Origin of the sequence: Niveibacterium sp. COAC-50 (assembly GCF_013184235.1) — a bacterium.
Classification (GTDB): domain Bacteria; phylum Pseudomonadota; class Gammaproteobacteria; order Burkholderiales; family Rhodocyclaceae; genus Niveibacterium; species Niveibacterium microcysteis.
In genome coordinates, this window is record NZ_JABCJM010000002.1 from 103743 (window position 1) to 126414 (window position 22672).

17 protein-coding genes are annotated in these 22672 nt (G+C 65.5%); 6 read left to right on the plus strand and 11 right to left on the minus strand.

The window, feature by feature from the left end; genetic code table 11:
• Positions 1 to 33: 33 nt before the first annotated feature.
• The 3 genes from HH302_RS07960 to HH302_RS07970 all read right to left on the minus strand — a co-directional run bounded on the left by HH302_RS07960 (position 34) and on the right by HH302_RS07970 (position 3332).
• A complete protein-coding gene (locus HH302_RS07960) occupies positions 34 to 678 on the minus strand; it encodes a DNA-3-methyladenine glycosylase 2 family protein (RefSeq protein WP_216661836.1) in 645 nt (214 codons plus the stop codon).
• Positions 675 to 1901, minus strand: coding sequence for a GGDEF domain-containing protein (locus HH302_RS07965; RefSeq protein ID WP_172201103.1), 1227 nt, complete (start codon positions 1899 to 1901; stop codon positions 675 to 677). Before HH302_RS07965 ends, HH302_RS07960 begins: the two co-directional genes overlap by 4 nt.
• Positions 1902 to 2051: 150 nt before the next feature.
• The gene (locus HH302_RS07970) at positions 2052 to 3332 is read right to left on the minus strand and encodes a threonine/serine exporter family protein (RefSeq protein WP_172201105.1); all 1281 of its coding nucleotides are present in this window, start codon (positions 3330 to 3332) and stop codon (positions 2052 to 2054) included.
• A gap of 242 nt (positions 3333 to 3574) precedes the next feature.
• On the opposite strand from HH302_RS07970, the gene HH302_RS07975 reads away from it, so the two are divergent.
• Both HH302_RS07975 and HH302_RS07980 read left to right on the plus strand, forming a co-directional pair.
• Complete coding sequence (locus HH302_RS07975; RefSeq protein ID WP_172201107.1) at positions 3575 to 5149, plus strand: M4 family metallopeptidase; 1575 nt, start codon at positions 3575 to 3577, stop codon at positions 5147 to 5149.
• Positions 5150 to 5301: 152 nt separating this feature from the next.
• Positions 5302 to 5838 (plus strand): GNAT family N-acetyltransferase, encoded by a 537-nt coding sequence (locus HH302_RS07980; protein ID WP_172201109.1) that lies wholly within the window; start codon positions 5302 to 5304, stop codon positions 5836 to 5838.
• A gap of 13 nt (positions 5839 to 5851) precedes the next feature.
• Here the strand turns inward: HH302_RS07980 and HH302_RS07985 are convergent, their stop codons facing one another.
• Positions 5852 to 6775, minus strand: a complete 924-nt coding sequence (locus tag HH302_RS07985; protein ID WP_172201111.1) for a DUF2167 domain-containing protein — start codon at positions 6773 to 6775, stop codon at positions 5852 to 5854.
• 221 nt (positions 6776 to 6996) lie between these two features.
• On the opposite strand from HH302_RS07985, the gene HH302_RS07990 reads away from it, so the two are divergent.
• On the plus strand, positions 6997 to 7440 hold the full coding sequence (locus HH302_RS07990; protein WP_172201113.1) for a CBS domain-containing protein: 444 nt from the start codon (positions 6997 to 6999) through the stop codon (positions 7438 to 7440).
• A gap of 27 nt (positions 7441 to 7467) precedes the next feature.
• Here the strand turns inward: HH302_RS07990 and pbpC are convergent, their stop codons facing one another.
• The 3 genes from pbpC to HH302_RS08005 form a co-directional block, all read right to left on the minus strand.
• Positions 7468 to 9861 (minus strand): penicillin-binding protein 1C, encoded by a 2394-nt coding sequence (gene pbpC, locus HH302_RS07995; protein ID WP_253946073.1) that lies wholly within the window; start codon positions 9859 to 9861, stop codon positions 7468 to 7470.
• A 69-nt stretch (positions 9862 to 9930) separates the two neighbouring features.
• Positions 9931 to 10593: a VC0807 family protein gene (locus HH302_RS08000; RefSeq protein ID WP_216661837.1), complete on the minus strand. Its 663-nt coding sequence runs from the start codon at positions 10591 to 10593 to the stop codon at positions 9931 to 9933.
• 115 nt (positions 10594 to 10708) lie between these two features.
• Complete coding sequence (locus HH302_RS08005) at positions 10709 to 11860, minus strand: alpha/beta hydrolase-fold protein (protein WP_172201115.1); 1152 nt, start codon at positions 11858 to 11860, stop codon at positions 10709 to 10711.
• Positions 11861 to 11928: 68 nt separating this feature from the next.
• Between HH302_RS08005 and HH302_RS08010 the strand changes: the two genes are divergently transcribed.
• Complete coding sequence (locus tag HH302_RS08010) at positions 11929 to 12087, plus strand: hypothetical protein (protein ID WP_172201117.1); 159 nt, start codon at positions 11929 to 11931, stop codon at positions 12085 to 12087.
• 260 nt (positions 12088 to 12347) lie between these two features.
• Here the strand turns inward: HH302_RS08010 and HH302_RS08015 are convergent, their stop codons facing one another.
• The 4 genes from HH302_RS08015 to ybaK form a co-directional block, all read right to left on the minus strand.
• On the minus strand, positions 12348 to 13172 hold the full coding sequence (locus HH302_RS08015; RefSeq protein WP_172201119.1) for a PHB depolymerase family esterase: 825 nt from the start codon (positions 13170 to 13172) through the stop codon (positions 12348 to 12350).
• A 222-nt stretch (positions 13173 to 13394) separates the two neighbouring features.
• Positions 13395 to 18524 (minus strand): MG2 domain-containing protein, encoded by a 5130-nt coding sequence (locus HH302_RS08020; protein WP_216661838.1) that lies wholly within the window; start codon positions 18522 to 18524, stop codon positions 13395 to 13397.
• 914 nt (positions 18525 to 19438) lie between these two features.
• Positions 19439 to 20143 carry a PEP-CTERM sorting domain-containing protein gene (locus HH302_RS08025; protein ID WP_172201121.1) on the minus strand — a complete coding sequence of 235 codons (705 nt, stop codon included), beginning with the start codon at positions 20141 to 20143 and terminating at the stop codon, positions 19439 to 19441.
• A gap of 229 nt (positions 20144 to 20372) precedes the next feature.
• Positions 20373 to 20855 carry a Cys-tRNA(Pro) deacylase gene (gene ybaK, locus HH302_RS08030; RefSeq protein WP_371814623.1) on the minus strand — a complete coding sequence of 161 codons (483 nt, stop codon included), beginning with the start codon at positions 20853 to 20855 and terminating at the stop codon, positions 20373 to 20375.
• A 112-nt stretch (positions 20856 to 20967) separates the two neighbouring features.
• Between ybaK and HH302_RS08035 the strand changes: the two genes are divergently transcribed.
• Entirely contained in the window at positions 20968 to 21726 is a 759-nt protein-coding gene (locus tag HH302_RS08035; RefSeq protein ID WP_172201133.1) for a GNAT family N-acetyltransferase, read from the plus strand.
• Positions 21727 to 21848: 122 nt separating this feature from the next.
• Positions 21849 to 22670: a 1-acyl-sn-glycerol-3-phosphate acyltransferase gene (locus HH302_RS08040; protein ID WP_172201135.1), complete on the plus strand. Its 822-nt coding sequence runs from the start codon at positions 21849 to 21851 to the stop codon at positions 22668 to 22670.
• The last annotated feature ends 2 nt before the right edge of the window (positions 22671 to 22672 follow it).

Sequence of the window (22672 nt, forward strand, 5' to 3'; positions counted from 1 at the left end):
TTGTTTTTTTGGGTCGGCATGCGCGATATGCGCTCAAGGAGCGTCGGCAGCCCGCCACAGGTACCAGCTGGCAACGCTCCGCCAGGGCGCCCAGCACTGTCCCGCCGCGCGAAGTTCGCTGGCGCTTGGCAAATGCTCCAGCCCATAGGCTCGCGCATAGCCTGCACGAATGCCGTAGTCGTCGAGCGGCAGCACGTCGATACGGCCCAGCGTGAAGATCAGGAACATCTCCACCGTCCAGCGCCCGACGCCTCGCACGGCTGTGAGCCGCGTCACGATCGCATCGCTGGACAAGCGCTCGAGTTCGCCACTCGCCATCGGCACGACGCCTTCCAGCGCCTTGGCGGCGAGGTCCCGCAGATAAGCTTGCTTCTGCCTTGAGAGCCCGGCCGAGCGAAGTTGCTCATCGCTCGCAGCGAGCACCGCAGCTGGCGGCGGGAATGCGTGCTCGGGAAACAGCGCGAGGAAGCGGCGATGAATCGTCTCCGCCGCCTTGCCGGCAAGTTGCTGGTACATCACCGCCGTCGCCAGCGCCTCATACGGCGAACGAGCGGGGTCGGGCGCCAACAGACAGCGGCCATGGCGTGCTATCAGCGCAGCGAGCACCGGATCCGCCGCCGCAAGCCCACGCTCGGCGGCACGCAGCCGGCGCGGCGTGATCAGAATCTGCTTGGTCACGCGCGCAAGGGGCTGCGCAGGAAACTCGTCAGCGGGCCCGTGTCGTCTTCGGAAATCGGTGACGGTACTTCCGCTGGCGGCTGCCAGCCTTCGACGCGATTGCCGCCCGCTTGCCGCGCACTCACCAAGGCAAGATCGGCGCGACGCAACACGGCATGCGACCGCTCACCGACCATGCAGTCGGCAACGCCAATGCTGACACTCACGGCGATCGCGCCATCAGCAAGCACGAAAGGCTCCTCGCCGATCGCCTGGCGCACACGCTCTGCCAGGACATGCGCCTCGCCCACATTCGTATCGGGCAGAAGGATGCAGAACTCGTCGCCACCGAAGCGTCCGCAGACATCGTCCGCACGGGCGACGCCAATAATCCGCTTTGCCACTTCGAGCAGCACCCTGTCGCCGGTGGCGGCACCAAAACCGGCATCGATATCACCGAAGCGGTCTACGTTGATCATCACAACGCTGTAGGGGCGCCCGCTCCGCAGCCAGCGCGCGTGCTGGCGAGCCAGCAGTTCGGTGAGAGACAGACGGTTCGCGAGTCCGGTGAGATCGTCGATGCGCGCAAGCCGGGCCAGCTGAGATGAGACACGGATGTTCGCCCAGAGCAGGCAGCCGAACGAGAACACGATCGACAGCACGCTGACACCGGCATAGCAGAGCACGCGCGTGGTCGCATCGTTGGCATTCAGACCGCCGGGCAACAAGTTTGCGGCGATGCGGGTGCAGAAGATACCGCCAAGTCCGGTCGCGGCCAGCAGGACCACGACGCGAGCGGATTGCTCCTCGACAGCACCAGGGCCGAGCACACGCAACGCGATCGCACCGCTGGCCAAAACCAGCAGACCCGACATCAAGGTCACTCGGATCGTCGCCTGCATGCCCTCGCCCGCAAAGCCAAAGCTGATGACCAGGCCCGCCAGTGCAGCGAGCGGCACCAGCCACAGGCGGGCCTCGGCGCCATCGAAACGGCGTACGCCTTCGAGGAAGGCAACAAAACCGGCGAGCACGCCGGCATTGAACACGGCACGCCCGCCGGGCAAGCCGATCCACATCAGGCCGACCAGTGCGATCAGGCCGGTCGCCACGAGACTCATGCCAAGGCACCAGAGGTCACCGCCGGGCACTTCGCTCCGCCGGCGGATCGTCAGCGTCAGCACCAGTGCCAGGGCGGTGTGAATGGCGGCCGCCATGATCGCCATCGTCGGTTCGTGAAACTGCATGGTGACGCTCCTTCCCAGCCTCGCTGACGGGCATGTATCACCTGCCGTCGCGCCGCCTCACCCGATCATTGCAATCTAGTCATGCTACGCCCGGCGTTTCGCTTGCGAGCGAGAAATTCGTCAAACCTGCCGACAAACGGCTGGCGGCGATCAATCCCGCGGGCGCCGTACCAATCCAGCCAGGCGCGCGCCGATCAGCAAGCCCAGCCCCATCGCGCCCACCACGAAGCAGGCCTTGAAGAAGCACGCGAAAGTCGCGGCCAGTTGCGCCGCATCAGCATGCGCGCCTTCACGCGCGATCTGCATCGCGCCGGCGATGCCTTGGTAGATGAACACGCCGGGCATCATCGGTACTGCGCCAGCAAAGGCCACGGCGGCAAAAGGCAGACGCATGCGGTCAACCGCAACGTTGGCCATTGCCCCGATCGCGAGGCAGGCAAACAAGGTCGCGATCTCCTGCGACACGCCGTTGCGCATGGCGACGTAGCGGATGCCGTGGCCCACCATGCCACACAGGATCGATGTCCAGAGCACACGCCAGGGTTCGTTGTAGAACGCGCCGAAGCCACAGGCCGCCACGCCCGCCAGAAGTACGTCGACCAGCAAGGTGATGTTGGCGTCTGGCGAGGGCGCCGCGGACACGGTGGTCATGCCCAGCGTCAGCCAGCCGCCCAGGAAGACGCCGAGTGCCGCCGCCACGAGGATCCCCGTGGCCAGCCCGAGGCGCGCGATCCCGGTCTGCATGTGGTTTTCCAGCATGTCGTAGAGGCCGTTGATCAGATGTGGCCCAGGCACCAGCATCAGCGCGGGCACCATCAGGCAGAAGCCCGGTGTCGCGGTCCATCCGGCACGGATCACCAGCCCGCCGAGGATCGAGCCGATCAGCGCCGCGGTGAACGGCATGGCGAACAGCACGACATGCCGTTTCGCGAGCTCCTGGCGCGCCAGCAGACCAAGCCCTGAGGACACGCCACTCACGGCGACCGCCCCCCAATCCGCTTGCAGCAAGCGGGCCAGCGCTGCGGCTGCAACGCCGAAAATGCAGGCGAGCAGCCAGCGGTTATGGCGCACGGCACGGCGCTCGATCGATTCCAACTCTGCAGTTGCTTCGGCCAACCCGATGCGGCCTTCGCACACCTCGTCAATCACGCGATTGACGACCGAGCTGACGGCGACGTTGATGCGCAGCTCGGGAGCTTGTGCGTGGAACTGTTGCCCGCCGGGCGAAAAGAGCGTGACACCGCGGTAGCTGACGAAGACCAGGATATCGAGGCCAAGGTGCGACGCAGCGCGGAGCAATTTCCGCCGCAGCAGTTCAGCGCGCATGTTGTATTCACAGAGCAATCGCGCAGCAAGAACAAGGAACCGCATCGCCGGCAAAACATCGGCTGCGGGGATGGGAGTGGCGTGCTGGGCTTGGGCAGTATTCATCGTGTGACCTCTGCTGGCGCCCGCGTGGTTGCGGGGCCGGATCGCTGCCGGATGAGCAGCGTGGCAATCGTAGCGGATGCGGCGCGACAGCCACGCCGGATCGGTCAACTCCGGCCTTCGATGCGGGAAACGCTGGACAGCGCGTCCGCCGCAACTATGCTATTCGAATCCCCCCGACCGACGAGGGTACGTGGCACAACTGCGCACCCCGACTCTCCAGCCCGACAGAGAAGGAGTTACCCATGGTGTTTCGCAAACGTCAGCTTGTGGTCTCAATCGCAGTCGCACTGTCCAGCGTTGGCGCCGCCTCGGCGCAGGAAGCATCCGCCCCGGCGGTCAAACGCGCCCAGATCCATCTGCAGAACTTCGGCGCAAACGTGCAGGCATCCGAAGGCGATCAGTTCATCGCACGCGGCACGATTACCGATGCCGACGGTAGTGAGCATGTCCGCTTCGACCGCACCTACAAGGGGCTGCGCGTGATCGGCGGCGACATCGTCGTGCATTCGAATGCGCGCGGACAAGCGCAGCGCTTCAGCCACACGATGGCGACACGGCATCAGATCGACACCCGCCCGACGCTCGACGACCTCGCGGCCACGGCCGTCGCGGAATCGGCATTCCGCGGCCAGCGTGACGGCGCCTCGCGCAGCGAGCAGGTGATCTTCGCGCGCGGCAGCCAGCCCACGCTCGCCTATGAAGTGGTGACGACCGGCACGGCACCCGACGGCACCCCCAGCGTGATGCACACCTTCATCGACGCCCACGGTGGCCAGGTGCTCGACAAGTGGGACGAGATCGAAACTGCCGCCACCTTGGGCACCGGCAAGAGCCTGTTCGACGGCACCGTTTCGCTGACCACCGACAGCCAGAGCACTGGCGGCTACGCCTTGCGTGATCCCTCGCGTGGCAACCACTACACCACCAACCTGAAGAACCGCACCAGCGGTGGCACCATCTTCACCGACGCCGACAACGTGTGGGGCGACGGCACCACCGCCGACACCGCCACCGCGGCCGTCGACGCCACCTTCGGGCAGAACGTCACCTGGGATTACTACAAGAATGTACACGGTCGCAACGGCATTGCGAACGATGGACGTGGCGCCTATTCGCGGGTGCATTACAGCCGCAAGTATGTGAACGCGTTCTGGAGCGACTCCTGCTTCTGCATGACTTACGGCGACGGGGATGGCACCAGCTACTATCCGCTCACCTCGCTCGACGTGGCTGGCCACGAGATGACGCACGGCGTCACCAGCCGTTCGGCCAACCTCACCTACTCGGGTGAATCAGGCGGCCTGAACGAAGCAACGTCGGACATCTTCGGCACGCTGGTGGAGTTCTATGCCAGCAATGCATCGGACCCCGGCGACTATCTGATCGGCGAGAAGATCTTCGTCGCGAACAAGGGCGTCAGCAACCCGACCAAGGCGCTGCGCTACATGTTCAAGCCAAGCCTTGATGGCTCATCGCCCGATTGCTACAGCAGCACGCTGGGTTCGCTCGACGTGCACTATTCGTCCGGCGTGGCGAACCACTTCTTCTACCTGCTCGCCGAGGGCGCCAAGGTGCCGACCGGCTTCAACCTGTCGGCCTCACAACTGGTCTGCAACGCCGATACCGGGCTTACCGCGATCGGGCGCGATGCGGCAGGCAAGATCTGGTACCGCGCGCTCACGGTGTACATGACGTCCAACACCAACTACAAGGGCGCCCGCACCGCAACGCTCAGCGCGGCGGCGGACCTCTTCGGGGCAAGCTCTGCGCAATACGCCGCCGTGGCGCGCGCTTGGTCGGCCGTCAGCGTGAATTGAACCTCGCACGCCGGCGCGCACGGCGCTGGTTACGCAAAACGCCCGGCGGCCACCATCGCGCCGGGCGTTTTTGCATGAATTTGCCAAGCTGGTCTGGTGCAACGCGCACACTTGCGGTACGAATCACCCCTCCAGGGCCCCACCGTCAGACCATGCCTGTAACGCCTGACACGATCTTGCTCGAACCGCTCGCCACGCACCACGCAGAGGCCTTCTGGCCCCATGCGCAGTCCGATGCGCTGTATGCGTTCGTCCCGATCGAGCAGCCGGGTTCGCAACAGGAACTGGCCGCGTGGTTCGCGCGCCTCGCCGCTGGCGCGCCCGCGCACCTGAACGAGGAGTGGCTCAACTGGGCCGTGCGGCTTCCGGAAGGTGGCGCCGTTGCCGGCATTGTGCAGGCGACCGTGATGCCCGACGGAGAGGCCGAACTGGCCTACCTGATCGCACCGGCATTCTGGGGCCACGGCATCGGCCGCGTGGCGGTGCGACGCATGATTGAATGGCTGTGGCACGAGCGCGCGGTGGCGGTGCTCCGTGCGGTGGCGGACACCCGCAACCTGCGCTCGCAGGCGCTGCTCGATGCGCTCGGCTTTGTGCTCGCCGGGGAGGTGGCGTCGTCGATACGCGGCGTGCCGAGCACGGACCGGGTGTACGCCGCTCAGGCGCGCAGCGTGCTCCGGCGCGCCTGATTCGACACCGCGCTCAGACGGACGCGTCGTCCTGCTGCGCCTTGCGCCCGCCAAACAGGCGGCGGGCCGCGGCCACCAGCGCAACACCGCCGAGCGCGATCAGCTTGAACGACTTGGCCGCGAAGGCGGCAATCACGGCGAAGAGCCCGAGCTTTTTCACCGCCAGGCCGCCAACAAGCGCGGCAAGCCCGTACTCAGCCACCTTGTCGGTGGAGGCATTGAAGTCCGAGTAGCGCTTGCCGTCGCCGTACTCGAGGGCGGCAAGCAGGGCATGCGCGACCGGCTTGTCCTGCGCGATGCGATCGGCGCCGGTAACCAGGTTCAGGCTGAAGTAACCATCGCGCCCGAGTGCGTAGGTGTTGTAGTTGATCGAACCTTCGGCGCTCTCAGGCTGGCCTTTCTGGCGTGCGCGGATCGACCACACAAGGCGGTGCGTGGTAGCGTCGTAGGTCGGCGCCTGCACCCAGCCGAGCACGTCGAGCTCAGGGATGCCGCGCGCACGGCGATCTTCGTTGCTGGCGGCGGTGCCTTGCTTGATGTTTTCAAGCAACTCGTCGGCCTTCCAGTCACGCGCGTCGTCGTCCTTGATGTAGCCCGCCTTCTCGAACTCTGCGACAACCAGCCAGTCGCCCTCGCCGTCCGGGAAGATCACGCCAGCAAGGCGGTCATCCGCACTGTTGCCCATCGCGTGCATCAGCTTGCCGGCAGCCGGCTGCGGCACCCAGATGCGGCCAGCGGGCAACTTCAACGTGGCCTGGTCGAGCAGCTTCACTTCGGCCGGGCCGACCACCTTCACCGCTTCGGCGGCCTGCACCGCAGCCGACATCTCTGCCTGACGCGCGGCGACCTGGGCATCGTCGGCCGACGATGGGCCTGCACACAACAGCATCGAACACACGCTAAGGCAACTCAGGGCACGGCGGGCAAACGCAATCATGATCGGTCCGAAAGGGTCGGGAACATTGGCGGGGCTGGCCCTGCCGGGAAAGGAGGGGGTACGATGCCCTCCGCCGTTGCCGGCAGCAAGGGCTGGCTGCGGTGCCGTGTGTCCTCGCGCACACTGCAAAGCAATCCTTGTGATTTTGATGCGGGCAGTCCAGATTAGAAGCTCACAGATCCGCCCGAGAGCGGCATACCCACAGCGAGGAGAGCAAGGCAATGACGATTACGGTACGGCAGATGCTTCAAGCCAAGGGTGGCAAGGTGTTCACCGTTTCGCCGGATCAAAGCGTGTTGCATGCGCTGGAGTTGATGGCGAAGAACGATGTGGGTTCGGTGCTGGTCACCGAAGGCGAGCGCCTCGCCGGCATATTCACCGAACGTGACTACGCGCGGAAAGTGGTGCTCAAGGGCCGCACCTCGGCTGAGTCGACCATCGGGGACCTGATGACCTGCAACGTGCTGACCGTCTCGCCAACGCAGACGATCGACGACTGCATGGCGATCATGACCAACAACCGCATCCGCCACCTGCCAGTGGTCGAAAAGGGCCAGCTGATCGGCATCGTCACGATCGGTGATGCGGTGAAAACGGTGATCGAAGAACAGCAACGCACGATCAGCCAGCTCTCCAGCTACATCTCAGGCGAACTCACGACCTGATTCGGCAGCGCAGCCGTCGCCGGGTGCTCAGTTCGCCCGCGGCAGACTCATGCTGAAATCCACCACCGCGAAACGCCCGCCGGCATCCACCACGCTGACAGTGTGGGCGCCGGCGGTAGCGACCTCGATCAGCTGAGTCGCAGCGGCCGGCGCGCTGCGCAGCACCCGCCCGTCTAGCAGCCACCACACGGCGCCGCTCGCCCCCAGCAGCTGCAACTGCACCCGTGCGGAGGACTGGCCAGGCGCCGGCCGAAGCACACTGCCCGGCGTCAGACCATTGATGCGGAGATTGCCCGCACCGTCGCCGGCGGCCATGCAGCGCGGCGACCAGGCGGGGATGCCAACCCGTTCACGCATTGCAGGGCCGAGGAAGGGCTCCAGATGCGTCGGCCAACGCGCGACGCGGCGGGCCTGGGCATCGGCTCGACAGGCGGGTGTAGTGCGCAAGCCGCTATCCGGATCGATCCAGACCGTATCGAGCTGCCCGCTCGGACGCACGCGGTCCGGCAGCGTTGGCGGCGCGGCACCGTTAAGCGTCCATGCAGTGCGCTGCTGGTGGCAATGCGCCGGCTCGGTGTCGGCCAATGCGCGGCCAAGCGGCCAGCAGATCTCCGCCACGCCGACGTTCTTCGGCGGCGAGCGCGGCGCGCTCGCGGCGGCGCCGGGCAGCGCGGCCGCGATGTCCTTCAGTAGCGGCGCGGCGATGTTGGCCCCGAAGAAGCCGGGGTTGGGTGTGCCGTCCGGGCGGCCGACCCAGACGCCTATCGTGTGGCGATCGGTCACACCAACCGCCCATGCGTCGCGAAAACCAAAGCTGGTGCCGGTTTTCCACGCCACGCGCCGTGAGCCCGCCTCGATGAAGGGCCTGTCGGGGTGACCACCGGTTTCAAGGATGTCGCGCACGATGAAGGCGGCCCCCTCGCTCATGATGCGGTTCTCCACCCGCGGGGCATCGGGCGTGAGGCGTGGTTGGCCAGCCAACCCGCCCGCGGCCAGCGCCCGATACGCGCCGACGAGTTCCTCCAGCGTTGTACCTGCGCCACCGAGTATGAGTGACAGGTTGGGCGTAGCGCCCTTGGCCATGCGCAAACGCAGGCCGCCCGCCCGCAACCGGGCGGCAAAACGTTGCGGCCCCACGCGGTCGAGCAGATCGACCGCCGGCACGTTGAGCGACCGTGTCAGTGCTTCGGCAACGCTGACCGGGCCGGAGAATGCGGCCTGGAAGTTGCCGGGCTCATAGCCGGAGAAAGCCTGCGGCGCATCACTGAGCAGGCTCTCGGAATGAATCAGGCCTTCGTCCAGCGCGATCGCGTAGAGGAAGGGTTTCAGCGTGGAGCCCGGCGAGCGCACGCCGCGCACCATGTCGACGTATGCGTAACGGGCGCGATCGGAGAAATCCGCCGAGCCGGCATAGCCGAGCACAGCAAGACTGGCGTTGTCCATCACCAACGCCGCCATCGACACCTTCGGCGGCAACTGGTCGACGCGATCCAACAACATGCGCTCCAGCGTGCTTTGCACCTCAGGTTCCAGCGTGGAGCGTACAAGCTGCAAGGCGCCTTCGGTACGCGCTGCTGCGGCCGGGGTGCGCGCTTCGCCGCGCAGGCGCTCGGCCGCGAGCGGCGCAAGCCAATGCGCGCGGATCGGCTGCGCGCCGACGCGCTCAACGCGCGCGTCGGCCACTTCGGCTGCCGACCACACACCAAATGCAGCCATCCGATCGAGCACCTTGTCGCGCGCGGCCTGCGCCTTGTCCGGCGCACGATCGGGCCTCAGCCGCGACGGCGCCTGTGGCAAGGCCGCGAGCATCGCGGCCTCGGCGTGGCTGAGGTATTTGGACGGTTTGCCAAGGTAAGCCCGGCTCGCCATTTCAACACCTTCGACGATGCCGCCCATCGGCGCATGGTTCAGGTACAGCGTGAGGATTTCATCCTTCGAGAAGTGCACTTCAAGCTGCAAGGCTCGCACGACCTGGCGCAGCTTGCCGCGCAAGGTGCGTGGCGGCGGATCGAGCATGCGCGCCACCTGCATCGTCAGCGTCGATCCGCCGGAAACGATGCGCCCGTTGCGCGCCCACTGCCACGCCGCACGCAGCATCGCGAAGGGATTCACGCCCGGATGCCAGCGGAACCAACGGTCTTCGTAGTTGAGCACCGCCTGCAGGTAGCGCGGTGACACCTGCTCTGCCGTAACCGGGTAGCGCCATACGCCATCCACCGAGGGCCAGGTGCGCAGCGGGGTGCCGTCGGCTGCGGCAACGATCAGTCCGGCCTCGTGCGGCGGAAGCGGCAACGGAAACAGGCGATCGAGCACCCACGCCGTGAGGACGAGGCAAGCAAGCGTCGCCAATGCCACGCGTGCGCTGCGGCGCACAGCCAGTGCAGCGAGCATCCGCTTGATCGCCACAATGCGCGCTTGCATCCAACTCAAGTTTTTCGCCTCAGCATCGCATCGCTCGTGACGACCTGCGCGTCGTCATCGCGAGCGGCTTCAACCCACCGCATCTTGCGGGCCGACCTGCTGGCCATCGGCCGGGCCGGCATCGCGCTCTGCGCGCCCCAGCAGGCGGCGATACCACAGCGTCCACAGCATCAGCAGCGCGACCAGCCCGTAGCCAATGAAAGGTGCCACCGCGAGGAAGCGGGCGGGTGGCCAGGTCCATGCCAGCCAGGTACGCAGCGCGGCCTCGGCGGTGAGGCCGCTCCCCCACACCGCGGTCATCACCGATACCGCCCGACGGGCTCCCGAGGTAGCCCACCACGCCTCGATCATCTCGTGGGCGTCGTCTTGCTCACGGGCCATCGTCGCGCGCGCGAGGTAGAAGATCAGCGGCTTCTCAAACAACAACGACACCAGAAAGGCCACGCCAATCGCACCGGAAGCCAGGGATTCGCGGACCAGCAATATCCGCGCATCGCCACCCAGAGCCAAGCCCAAAAGCGACATCGCAATGCCGACCAACACCAACACGCTCAGCGCGTCCAGACGCCGATGCCGCAGCAACTCGCCCAGGCTCCAAAGCAGGGGCGGAATCGCCGACGCAATCAAGCCCCCAAACTCGCCCCAGCGCGGCTCGGCCAGCGTGTAGGCCATCCACGGCAGCGCCAGATTGACGGCGAGTTCGGCGATGAGGTTGATGTGTTTTCGGTTCATGGTATTCACAAGCGGCATACGGCTAGTCAACCGAAAGCGTAACCCGACACGCGGCCGTCCGCGTCGCCCGCGCGCGCGAACATAGCCCTCGCTACCGTGGGCGCGGACTGCGCGCCTAGGCGCGGCATGCCTCGGTGGCGTCGTCCCGAATGAGGTCGGGGTAAAAGCGATACGGCACCTTGACCGCCGGCAGCGGAGAGACGAAGCACTTCACATTGCCCGCACTATCCCGACGCGCATACATCAACCAGCCCGCGATGAACCGGTCGTCACGGATATAGAGGAAGGGCATCGGGTTGCGGCCCGGACCGAAATCGAGCCGGATCTGGTGTTCGGTCGCGGAAATGCTCACCTTCTCGCCCGTATCAAAGTGGTACGCACCCGCGAATTCCTGTGGGTTAGGTATTGGCGTTGAGGCGCTGTCGGCATCGGGCCGGTCACGAGCAAGCATCCAGTCCACCGGGTCCTTGGTAAAGGCCAGCAGTTGCACCCCCGCGTGGTCCATCGCTTCTTCGTGGACATCCGGATTGCCGCCCGCACTCCGCAGCAACGATACCGGATTGCGCGCAACGGCAATCGGTACATTGTTGTCGGACAAGCCGCTGTAGACACGCACGTTATTGCTGGCGACGGCATCGAATGCGTGGCCCCAATCTTCCGCGCCAGTCAGAGGGATGTTCGAGAAGTAAAGCAGGTCGTCATTCGTGAGTCCGCCCGCGACCGGCATGACGGCCGAGAAGCGCTTCGGAAAGCTCAGCGCCATCGCCCAACTACCGAACCCCCCCATGCTGCCGCCGGTAATAGACACCCGCGTCTTGTCGACGCGATAGCGGCTTTCGACGTCGCGAATCACTGCATCAAGAAAGACCGGGTCGTGCCAGGTAATTGGCCACTGGGCGTTCGTCGGGTATTGGTAGAAATCCAGATCCTGCTGCGGCGCGATGATGATTGCGGGAAAGTGGGTGCCTGTATTTCGCATGAACCCCATCACGCCAATCCGGGTGATCGAGTCGAGCTCAAGGTCGCTCAAGACGACCGAGCCATGCAGGAAGATCAGCAAAGGCCAGCGTTTGTCTGGACTTGTCTCGTATCCCTGCGGAAGGTAGAGCACATAGCGCGACGCGCCATCGACCGGCGACGCAAGAGCCTCCTGTGAGAACGAGACCGGCTTCGAATCGCCCCCCCCTCCACCGCCGCCACCATCACCACCGCAACCGCTCAACACCAGAACAAGGCAGGCAAGCGCTGCTAGAACTCTGCATTTCATGAATAAGGTCTCGTCAGAATGAGGCGCTCGAGCACCGCTCGGGCTGGCTTCGGCAGCGCAGAGGCTGCATGTCGCAAGAAAATTACATCGGCATTGTCTTTGTCGCCACGAAGACAATACGCACCGCGTCGACCGCGAACGTGACAGTACGCACGGCGAAGGCCGAAAACCGCCGCTGCGGTTACACGCCCTCCGCGTTTTTCATCGTCGTTCAGGGTCTCTGGTGATTCCGCTGCTCATCGGCACGCTGCAAGGCCGCCAACAGCACTGCGACGCGGGGACACATCTGTGCCGCCGCATTGGTAACGCCCAGCACTTTGGCGACGCAAACTCCGAATCCGGTTGCCGTGGTAAGCCCACAGCGGCCAGCGCAATCCCGCGTAGCGCTCCTAGCCCCGGACCAACTGCCGGTGAACCGGCGCGCAGCAGGATCGACCGGACCTGGCGGAGATGAGATGGCTGGATCTGCGCTGGCCATGCCAGCGGCTTATCGGACTGCAGCGCGCGCAAAGAAGTCCTGCATGTAGCCATGCAAGGCTGTCTGATTCCAACCCGGCGCGTGCGTGGCGATATCCATCAGCGTCTGCTGAACCGGGGCGCGGCACCCCATCGCTACCGTAGTCGTCGAACGTGTTCCCGACATCAGCGATGAGTCGGTCGACGACTGGGTCGTACCGTCGCAACTCATCATGCCCTGCCAAGCCGTAAAGGCTTCCGCCAAGCCCATGGTGCCCATGGCGCCACCGGCGATCGGCACGACGGAGTCGTTGCCGCCCGCCATCAGCGCGACCGCAACAGGCCTTGATGGCGTACACGTTCGACCGCGAAGCAGCGGCCCCGCCAGCGAAATGACGGCGGTGACATGATCGGCGTGGTCACAGACAAACAACTGCGACAACTCGGACCCGTTTGACCAGCCAGCCACGAAGACGCCCGCCGACGGGCCGCGGTCGCGCTGCACCGCATCGATCAAATCGGCCAGGAAGCCAATGTCGTCGCCGTAGTTCCAAACATTGCCTTTGCCTTGCGGGATGACGAGCCGATAACCAAAACGATCGGCAAATGCTCGGCCGTGCCACATGGCCTCGGTACTGTCGAGCCCGACGTTCGCTCCGTGCAGCAACACCAGCAGCGGCGCATTGGCTGGCAGCGTGACCGGTTCATAGACGACGTAGCTGTGGCCAGAAAGCACACCGCAAACCGTGTAGTCGCAGGTTGATGGCACCACCGTAGAACTACCGCCGCCATCACCGCCACAGCCGGCAAGCAATAGCGCCGTGAGGCACACAGAAGCGGCATGGGTTCGCAACATGACAATGCCTTTTATGGGAAGAGAAAGGCTCATTCTCCGCAAAGCGCAAATCAGAGCGACCGCGCCAGATCAAGCATCAGTTCTGGCCGCCTCCAGATCATGGGCGGCGAAGAACCGCCGATTTAGCAGAGGCCGATATTCGATGCGGCAGGACGATGTTGGAGCGCGAGGCGGGCAGCGCCGACAGCGCCACCCGCCTTGCACCATCACAGGTTCACTTCGTCACTTCTCCACCGGTGCGCGAGGGTCAACGATCGTGATCGGCGCCGAGGCGGGGCCGATGCCGCGCAGTTCGGGTCGGTACATGTCTTCCGCGAACGGGGCCGGAACCACATAGCGGCCCGGCGTGACGACGCGGACCATGTAGAACACGTTGAGCTCACCCGGCTCAAGCCGCGCCGCGGCGACATAGCGGTCGTCGCGGAACTCACGGTGCTTGATGCGCGCATCCTCCATCGCCTGGCCGACGTTGATGTTGCCAACGGTGAACTCCTGCGCTGATGGCCCCTGCGAGAGATTGAGGTTCTCGACTTCGAAACCGGCCGGAATGTGGTCGACGATCAAGCCGTCTTCGATGCGCTGCTTTGCGCTGGCGGTGACGCGCACGATCATCATGTCGCCCACCTTGAGCGGGCGCCCCTTCCATTCCTTGCCATCGGCCTCGTACCAGGTGCGGGTGAGCTTGATGGCGTCGGACTTCGGTTCGGGCGCCTTGACCGGGTAGCCGCTGGCTTCGATCTCGACGAACAGGGCCTCGCTGTGGCTGCTATCGATCTGCACGCCACGGGCGAGTGCGGCAGCGTCGAAGCTGCGTGCTTCGGAGCTCTTCGAGGTGAGTGTTTGGGCCGCGTCACCGTTCTTCAGCACGGCGCTCCACTCCTGCTTGCCGTCGCCGCCCGCCGCACGTGCCGCGAGGAACAGCGACAGGCGTTCCTGAGTGGAAGCCCAGCCACCACGCTCTCCGAGGCGGTCGGCGAGGTCGAAGAGGATCTGCTCGCGGCGCGGGTGCGCGATCTTGTGCCGCACCAGCAGCGCGTACGACAGCGCCAGATCGCGCACCGGCGAGCCGTAGTCACCCAGCCATTCCCAGTAGTAGCCAGTCGGTTGAACGCCATAGCGGCGCGTCATCGCTTCATCGAGTGCAACCTTGGCGCGCGCCGGGTCACCGGAGAGCTGCAAGGCAATCGCAAGATGAACCAGCGGTAGCGGTGAACGCGCACGGTCGCGGTACTGGTCGTGCAACAACCGCAGCGTAGCGAGCGGCGCGGCCTGCTCGCGGGCGAGCATGTAGGCCAGATGCGCCATCTCGGCGAAGCGCTGGTGGCCGTTGCGCAGCAGTTCGTAGTCCTGCGCCTTGTAGAAGCCCTTGTCGTCCGGCTTGAGCGTGCCCGGGATGCTGGGGAAGTTGTTCGGCGCGTTCTGCAGTTGCTGCAGCATCCAGGTCTGCGCGCGCTTGCTCATCTCCGCCGGCACGGTGAAGCCGGCCTCGCGTGAATCCTGCAGGAAACCGGCGACATAGGCGGTCAGCCACGGTTCGTAGTTGCCCTGGCCCCACAGCGTGAAGCCCCCTTGCGCGCCCTGCATGCCGGCGATACGGCCGATCGCGCCTTCGATGAAGGCGGCGCGCTGCTCACGCGTGCGCGGCTCCAGCCCCATCGCCTTGGCGCCGGCCTCGTCGATGAAGACATGCGGGTAGGCCGCGCTGGTGGTTTGCTCAAGGCAGCCGTAGGGGTAGTCGAGCAGGCCCTTGACCAGCGCCTTCACGTTCAGCGGCGGCTTGTTCGAGAGCGTGACGCTGACATTGCTCGATGCCTTGAAGTACGGCGCGATCATCGTCGGATCGAGCTTGAGGCTACCGTTCGGCTCGATGCGCGCGCGGCGCACCACGCGCTCCATCGGCACTGGCGGTTGCACCTGCAGGGCCGATTCGCGTTTGATGACGATCGGCTTGGCGCCGCCCGTCTTCAACTGCAGCGTGACGCGTGCAAGGCCGTAGGCATCCGTCGCCTCGGCCTGGAAGCGCAGCGTGCTGCGTTGCTTGTCGGCGAGCTTGAGCGTGCGCTCACCATCCTTGATCTTTGCCGGATCGGCCGCTTCGAGCTTGAGCGTGATCTCCTGCGGTGCGCCGGAAAGGTTGGTCACATCGAGTGCAATGGTCGCCAGATCCCCCGGCGCAATGAAGCGCGGCGTCGCGAGTTCCGCAACGATGGGCGCGGCGACCGTCATCTCGCGTTCGGTGTTGCCGTAGCGCTCGGCGGTGGACGCCACGGCCATCAGCCGCAGCGTGCCGTTGAAGTCCGGAATGTCGAGCGGAATCTCGGCTTCGCCCTTGGCATCGAGCTGCACCGGGCCGCTGAAGATGTCGACGAGCTTCACCTTCTTCGGCATCGACTGGCTGTCGCGCATGCCGGCGTCGCCGCCCCACTTGAGCTTGCCGCGCGTGCCATCCATCTTCTCGATCAGCTTGCCGTACAGGTCGAGCAATTCCGGCGCGTAGCGGTGCTTGCCGAAGAAGAAGTCGAAGGGGTCCGGCGTCTTGTAGCGCGTGATGTTGAGGATGCCGACATCAACCGCCGAGAGGGTCACCGTCGCCACTTTGCCCGCCACGCCATCGACCTTGACCTTCACTTTCGTGATGCGTTCCGGTTGCACCTTGTCGGGCGCCGTCACCTGTACCTTGAGACGGCGGTCCTCACGCGCCAGCGGCAGGTGCGCGAGGCCCAGCGCACGCGCCGGCGTCACGCGGTCGCCCTGGCTGCCAGGGCGGAACACGACGGCGGACACATACAGATCGTGCCGCGCCCACTTCGCATCGACCGGAATGCTGACCGTGGTGCCACCGGTCGACGCAGCGACCCGCTTGGTCCACAGCACCTTGTCGCCTTCGACCACGATCAGCGCTTCGCCATCGTGCGGCGGCGTCAAAGTCAGGCGCACGTTGTCGCCCGGTTTGGCCGGCACGCCTTCGAGCTTCATCTGCACACGATCCGGCCGGTTGCCTACATCGTCGGCGTCCTGTGCGTTCCAGCCGGCATAGAAGCGGTAGCGCAGCGTTTGCTGCGTGTCCGGGTCTTCCACTTCGAGGCGGTAGCGCCCCCACTTGACCGGCAAGGACACTTTGGCGCGCTGCTTCAGCGCCACCGCGCCAGATTCGATCAGCTCCTCGGTTTCGGTAAAGCCGGAATGCCAGCCGCGCTGATCGTCGAAGCGCCAGTAGTACTGACGATCTTCGCGGAACAAGCGGATCTTCGCCTGCGCCAAAGGCGCCAACACACCGGCGGGCGTCACGCGGACCAGCTCGAAATCGGCGTTCTGCTCTTCGCGCGAGACGTCGCGGTCGAAGGCCGGGCGCACGCCGATCATCGCCTTGGCTGGCCACCAGGTGCGCTCGACCGAACGCACCACCGGGCGGCCTCCGGATTCAAGCAGGCTGAAGGACGCACGCACCGTGACCGGCGACTTCGCACTATCGACACCCGTCGGCACCGTGACATTCGCAGCGCCCTTGTCGTCGAGCGCGGTTTCTTCCATTTCGCTGCGGCGCTTGAGCGTGTCGTCAGCGAAGTCGCCAAAGATGAAGCCGTTCCACTCCTTCGCGAAAGGCGTGCGCGCACGTTCGATCGCCACGCTGCCGAGCAGCCGGTTGCCCGCCGCCGGCGCGCCAAAGAGGTAGTCACCCTGCACCGCCACCTCGAACGCGTCGCCGCCCATCAGCGGCGCCTTGGCGGTCTTCAGATCCAGCTTCATGCGCTCGGGCAGGAATTCCTCAACCTGGAAGCTCCACACCGCGTCCGGCGCCTTCGCTGCCGGATCGGCACGCACCTCCAGCATCCAGCGGCCGGTCTGCGCGTCGGCCGGCAGGCTGAGCGCCTGCTGGAAGTAGCCGGGCTGCTTGTCGTTCGGGCGCCAGCTTTGCGTAACCACCGCACGGCCATCCGGCCGCTTCAGGATCGCCTGCACCGGCGAGGGCGGCAGCGCGCGGCCGTCGGCATCGCGTGCGAGCAGCGAAACGTTGAACTTCTCGCCCGGCCGGTACAGATCACGTCCGGCGTACACGAACAACTTCGCGTCGCGCGGCAGGTGGCCGCCGATATCGAACTCCGACAGGTCCAGGCCTGGCTCGCGCAGTGCAACCAGCGACAACTCCTTGCCGCGCCGACCCAGCAGCAAGTGGGCCGATGCGGGCAGGCCGGCGATCTGCACATGCCCGTCACCATCAACCTTGGCTTTGGCGAGGCGCTTCGCGTTCGCGTCGAGCACCTCGATGTCGACATCCCCCATCGCCTTGCCGCTCACCAGCGAGGTGGCGAAGACATCCATCGTCTTGGTGTTGCGATGCGCGTGCAGGCCGATGTCGGAGACGTAGAAGTAGGTGACCTGGTATTCCTCGCGGAAGCGCCCCGGCTGGCTCATCACCGCGATGTAGACGCCGGGTTCCTGCAGTTCCTTCACATCTTCCACCGGCAGGAAGGTCACCTGACGCTTGTTCGGTTTGTCGCCGGTCAGGAAGCGGCCCGCGTACACGCTCTTCGATACATCGCGCAGGCGATCGAGCTGCCAGGAACCCACCGTGCCCTTGAGCCGGCTGTTGGTGTCGTAGCCATACTCGTAGTTCTCCTCACCGCCCTCGCCCGCCGCCTCATCGTCCGAAGCCGGCGCACGCCGCCCCGCGATCACTTGCTCGATGAAGCGCGGCAGGTTCTCCGGCTCGACGCGCAGGAACTGCACATCCACTTCCGCGACGTTCACCGTGACGACCGGCAAGCCGCCGTTCTGCTTCGCAGGCAGCACCGTACCCTTGCTGGCAAAGAAGTAGGAAGGCGGCATCTCTTCCGTCGCCAGCTCGCAGGTCTTCGCGCTGGCGAGCTTCGCGCCGCTCGCGGCCAGCACGCCCTCGTTTACCGTGATGCGATATTTGCGCTGCGGCTGGATGTAGGGGAACACGACGATGCGCGGGTTGCCATCCACCACCCAGCTGCCCTGTAGGATCTTTTCACCCGGCGCCGCTTTGTCGCCATTGCGCGGCTTGCTGCCGTTGGCCTGCTCCTCGCCCGATTCGGACTTGCCGTCGATGCGGCCGAGGTCGGTCACCTGGAAAACCTTGTCGAGTGCCTGGCTGCGATCCACCGGTTCTGAGAACACCACCGCCAGCGCGGGCTGATCCTCGAACAAACGCGCGCGGCAATCGGTCGCCGCGAAGGGGCCGCCGGTATCCGCGATCACCGCATCGCCCGCCATCGTCCCGCCCGCGCCCGCCGCACGGTGCTCGTACCACCAGCCACCGCCAGCGGCCGCGAGTGCCACGACGACCGCGCCAGCGGCCAGGATGCGTTTGTTCGCAAACGGGTTCATGCCCATGCTCCAGAACGGATTCGGATGTGGCGGCGAGTATGCCGCTTTGCTAATCCGCTCGGTAGCGGATTTGGGGTGGGGGAGCGACGGATCGCACGGCAGGGGTGTTCGGTGCCGTGGTGCGGGCACTTTGCGCACAGTGGCGGCAACGCAGCGCCGGCCGTTGGGTTGGCATCAGGGAGCGGCGTGGCTTGGGCTGCGCGTCGCAGAGCACAACGGTTCGGCTTGCGATTTGCCGCGTCGCTTTGCCGCGGCTTTTCCGTTCAAGCCGGGCCCCGCCCCGGCGGGCGTGTTACTTCTTTTGCTTCGCCAAAAGAAGTAACCAAGAAAAGGCGACCCGGCGTTCGCGGTCAGGTGCTGCGCACCTGACTTCCCTGCGTTGCTCGCACGGCCGGGGGCCTGCGGAACTCGCCCTCGCTGCGCTCGGTGCTCAGACAGTCCTCGGCCTTCTTCCCGGTCACGCTGCGCTACTCGGCGCTCTCGACGGGACCCACAGTCAAAATCGTCGCCGTTTTCGCGCGGATCGGATTTGCAAAGCGCCGCTGATCGCTGACGCTTTTCAATCCCCCTCTGAAACGCCGAGCAGCGCAGAAGCATCGGGTTCCGACATGCGAAGCATGGCGGTGGCGAGGACTGTTTGAGCTCCGAGCGCAGCGAGGGCGAGTTCCGCAGCCACCCGATGCTTCGAGCAGCGCAGGGCACCCCGCCGCAGGCGGGGCGTTGAAGCGGGGCGACTTTCTTTGGGTACTTTCTTTGTTCGCACAAAGAAAGTACCCCGGCCGCCGGGCCGGGACTCGGCTTCAGCGGCAAGACCACCGCAGACCGTTAGCCGACGTGTTGGGCTTGGAACGCTCTGCCCAATCTGCGCAGATGACTGGTCGCGCGTTACCGCGGCACGGTTTGCCTGCTACTCATTAAGAACGCCGACGTCTGCGCGCAATGGCACCAAACAGCGCAAGGCCGCTCAGCATCATGGCGTAGCTCTCGGGCTCCGGAACGGCAGCAACATTAGCCCCGCTATACACGGAGGAATAGAGCCAGCCGCTATATGCCCCATCGCTATAGAGGGCAAGGCGCAGCACGCCGGTCCGAGTGGCCGCCCCCGCCCAGGAGCTTAGGTAGGCGCTCGCTGTACGGTCCGTCGTGTAGCCCCCCTCGCTTACATAGCTGCGCAGCAACGCCTGCGCCCACGAGTCGCCGCCACCCACAGTGCTCACTTCGAGCGAATACGGCACGGAAACCAACAGAAATCCTGTCCCTGTAATGTTCAGGTTGCCGCCGCGTTCGCCGCCGGAGGAGGCCACCTGAAATACCCCCGCAGGCGTTACAGCTGACGACGCGTTCCAACTGGTCGGCGTAATCGCTGCGCTCGCATTGGCGCCACCACTCACGCTGCTGGCAGTCAGGTTGGGCTCAACGAAGTTCGAGTCATAGGCGCCATTCGCGCTGCTCCAGACGTAGCTCGACGCGCTCCAAGTGTAGGTAAGCGTGCCTTCAGTAGCGACAGTCGTGAAACTCGCGCGACTCCAATCCACATCGGCGGTGCCACTCGCCGCCATGACCGCTTCCGGCACAAGGGCCGCAATGCTCAACACAAGAGCAAAACTCTTTAGGCTCATCAAATATTCCGGTAGTTGTTAGGTTCGATCCAAACACATCGGATCTGGCCGAATTCTAGGGCACGCTCGGAGCCCACCACCTTGATTGCAGTACGCACACCCCCAAAGGAATTGGTGAAATTTGTTTCCGCTGTGAAGGATTACGCCATCCGTGCGTCGTCAGTATTCGCGATGGCGGTGCAACGGCGTGGAAGTAATTCGGCAACATTGAAGAGGAAGCGCAAGTCTGTCACCCCGTCGCCGCATCCACCGCCGTCGGCGCCACCAGCGCCACCAGATCCGCCGGCGTAATGCCGACGAGATACCCGCGACTGCCCCCGTTGATGTAGAGCTTCTCCAGATCGAGCACCGTGCGCTCGACATACACCGGCATCTGCTTGCGGGTGCCGAAAGGCGAGGTGCCGCCGACGCGGTAGCCGGAGTGGCGTTCCGCGACTTCGGGCTTGCAGGGTTCGACACTCTTCACGCCGATCGCGCGCGCGAGGTTCTTCAGCGAAACCTCGCGGTCGCCGTGCATCAGCATCACCAGCGGGTGGGCGCGGTCGTCCTGCAGGATCAGCGTCTTCACGACGCTGTGTTCGTCCACGCCGAGCGCTGCGGACGAGACCCGCGTACCGCCGTGGTCGACGTAGGTGTAACAGTGTTCGGTGAAGGCGATGCCGCGGCTCTTGAGCAGGCGATTGGCGGGCGTGGAGGGGATCTTCGGACTCACGGTGTCTTCCTGAAATGCGTTGTCACACGGCGGTAACGCACGCGTCATGTTTGGGTCACGGCCGGATTCTAGAGTCACCCCGACAAAAAACGGACAAGACAGGGTGAGAAGCATGCTGCAAATCGAATCCAGGCCCGAGCGGGCCCGCACGCGTGATCTGCAAGTTCGGCTGGCGAGCTGCGAGACCGAGATCCGCGAGGCGCAGAAGCTGCGCTGGCGCGTATTCGCCGACGAAATGGGTGCACGCCTCAACAGCCGCGAACACGGCGTCGACCGCGATCATTTCGACCCATTCTGCGAGCACCTGATCGTGCGCGACGAGGCGCAGGGCCGCATCGTCGGCACCTACCGCATCCTCACCCCGAGTGCCGCGCGCCGCATCGGCAGCTACTACTCGGAAACCGAATTCGACCTGACGCGTTTCCACCTGATCCGCGACCGCCTGGTCGAGATCGGGCGTTCCTGCATCGACCCGGAATACCGCAGCGGTGCGGTGATCGCGCTGCTGTGGGCTGGCCTTGCGCGCTTCATGCAGGAGAACGGCTACGAATACCTGATGGGCTGCGCGAGCATCAGCATGGCTGATGGTGGCCACGCGGCGGCGGCAATCTACGACCAGCTCGAAGCGCACCAGGCGCCGGCCGAGTGGCGCGGCTTCCCGCGCCTGCGCCTGCCGCTCGAAGCGCTGCGCAACGGCCAGCGCGCCGAGATGCCGCCGCTGATCAAGGGCTACATGCGCGCCGGCGCGATGGTGTGCGGCGAGCCAGCGTGGGATCCGGATTTCAACACAGCCGATCTGCTGTTACTGCTGCCGATGGGCCAGACCGACGCGCGCTACGCGCGCCACTTCATCGGCTCGCGCGGCGAGTGAGCCTGGCCCGACGGGTGTCAGGGCTGGCCGCTGTGGCCACGCCGTTGGCACGCGGGGTGCTGGGAGGCGCCGCGAGGGCGCGGGTTACAATTGCGCCACGCCAACGGCCCGCAGCGGGCCGGATGGCGCACGTGGTCGGCGCAGTGCGCACGGCCAGCCCGCAGCCCCGCCGACCCGTACTTGCCTTGTTCAAACAGATCCGTGCCGCCTGGCGGCTCCTGCGCACCGTCCTGCATTTCTTCCGCGGCTGCGCCATCGTGGCGATCCGCTTTCCGCGCTGGACGCCCGCGCAACAACTGGCCGCCAAGAAGCGCTGGTCGATCCAGCTGCTCTCGCGCCTCGGCGTAACGCCAGTTCTGCATGGCGACGTGGTGAGCGGCGGCGCGCTGGTGGTTGCAAACCACATATCGTGGCTGGATATCTTCGTCATCAACGCGTTGCGCCCCTGCACCTTCGTGTGCAAGGACGATGTGAAGGACTGGCCGCTGGTGGGCTGGCTGGTGGCCAACACCGACACCATCTTCATCCAGCGTGGCAACCGTGCGGCCGCCCGCCGCACGGCAGAGTCGATGGTCGAGCATCTGCAGGGCGGGGTTTCGATCGTGGTGTTCCCGGAAGGCACCACCACCGACGGCACCCACATGCTGCCCTTCCGCCCCGCCTTGTTGCAGTCCGCCGTGGATGCCGGGGTGCCGGTCGCCCCGGTCGCGATCCGCTACCGCGATCCGCAGCACCCGATCAGCCCTGCGCCGGCTTACGACGGCGATATCTCGCTGTGGCAATGCATGCGCGCGATCACGCTGGCCGACGGCCTGGTCGCCGAAGCCTGGGCGCTGCCTGCGCTCGACTCGCAAGCGGAACGCGCTCACCTGGCCGCGCACGCGAAACACGAAATCGCCACCCGCCTGGGTGTGCCGCATCAGGCGCCCAGCCCCGCCGCCTGAAG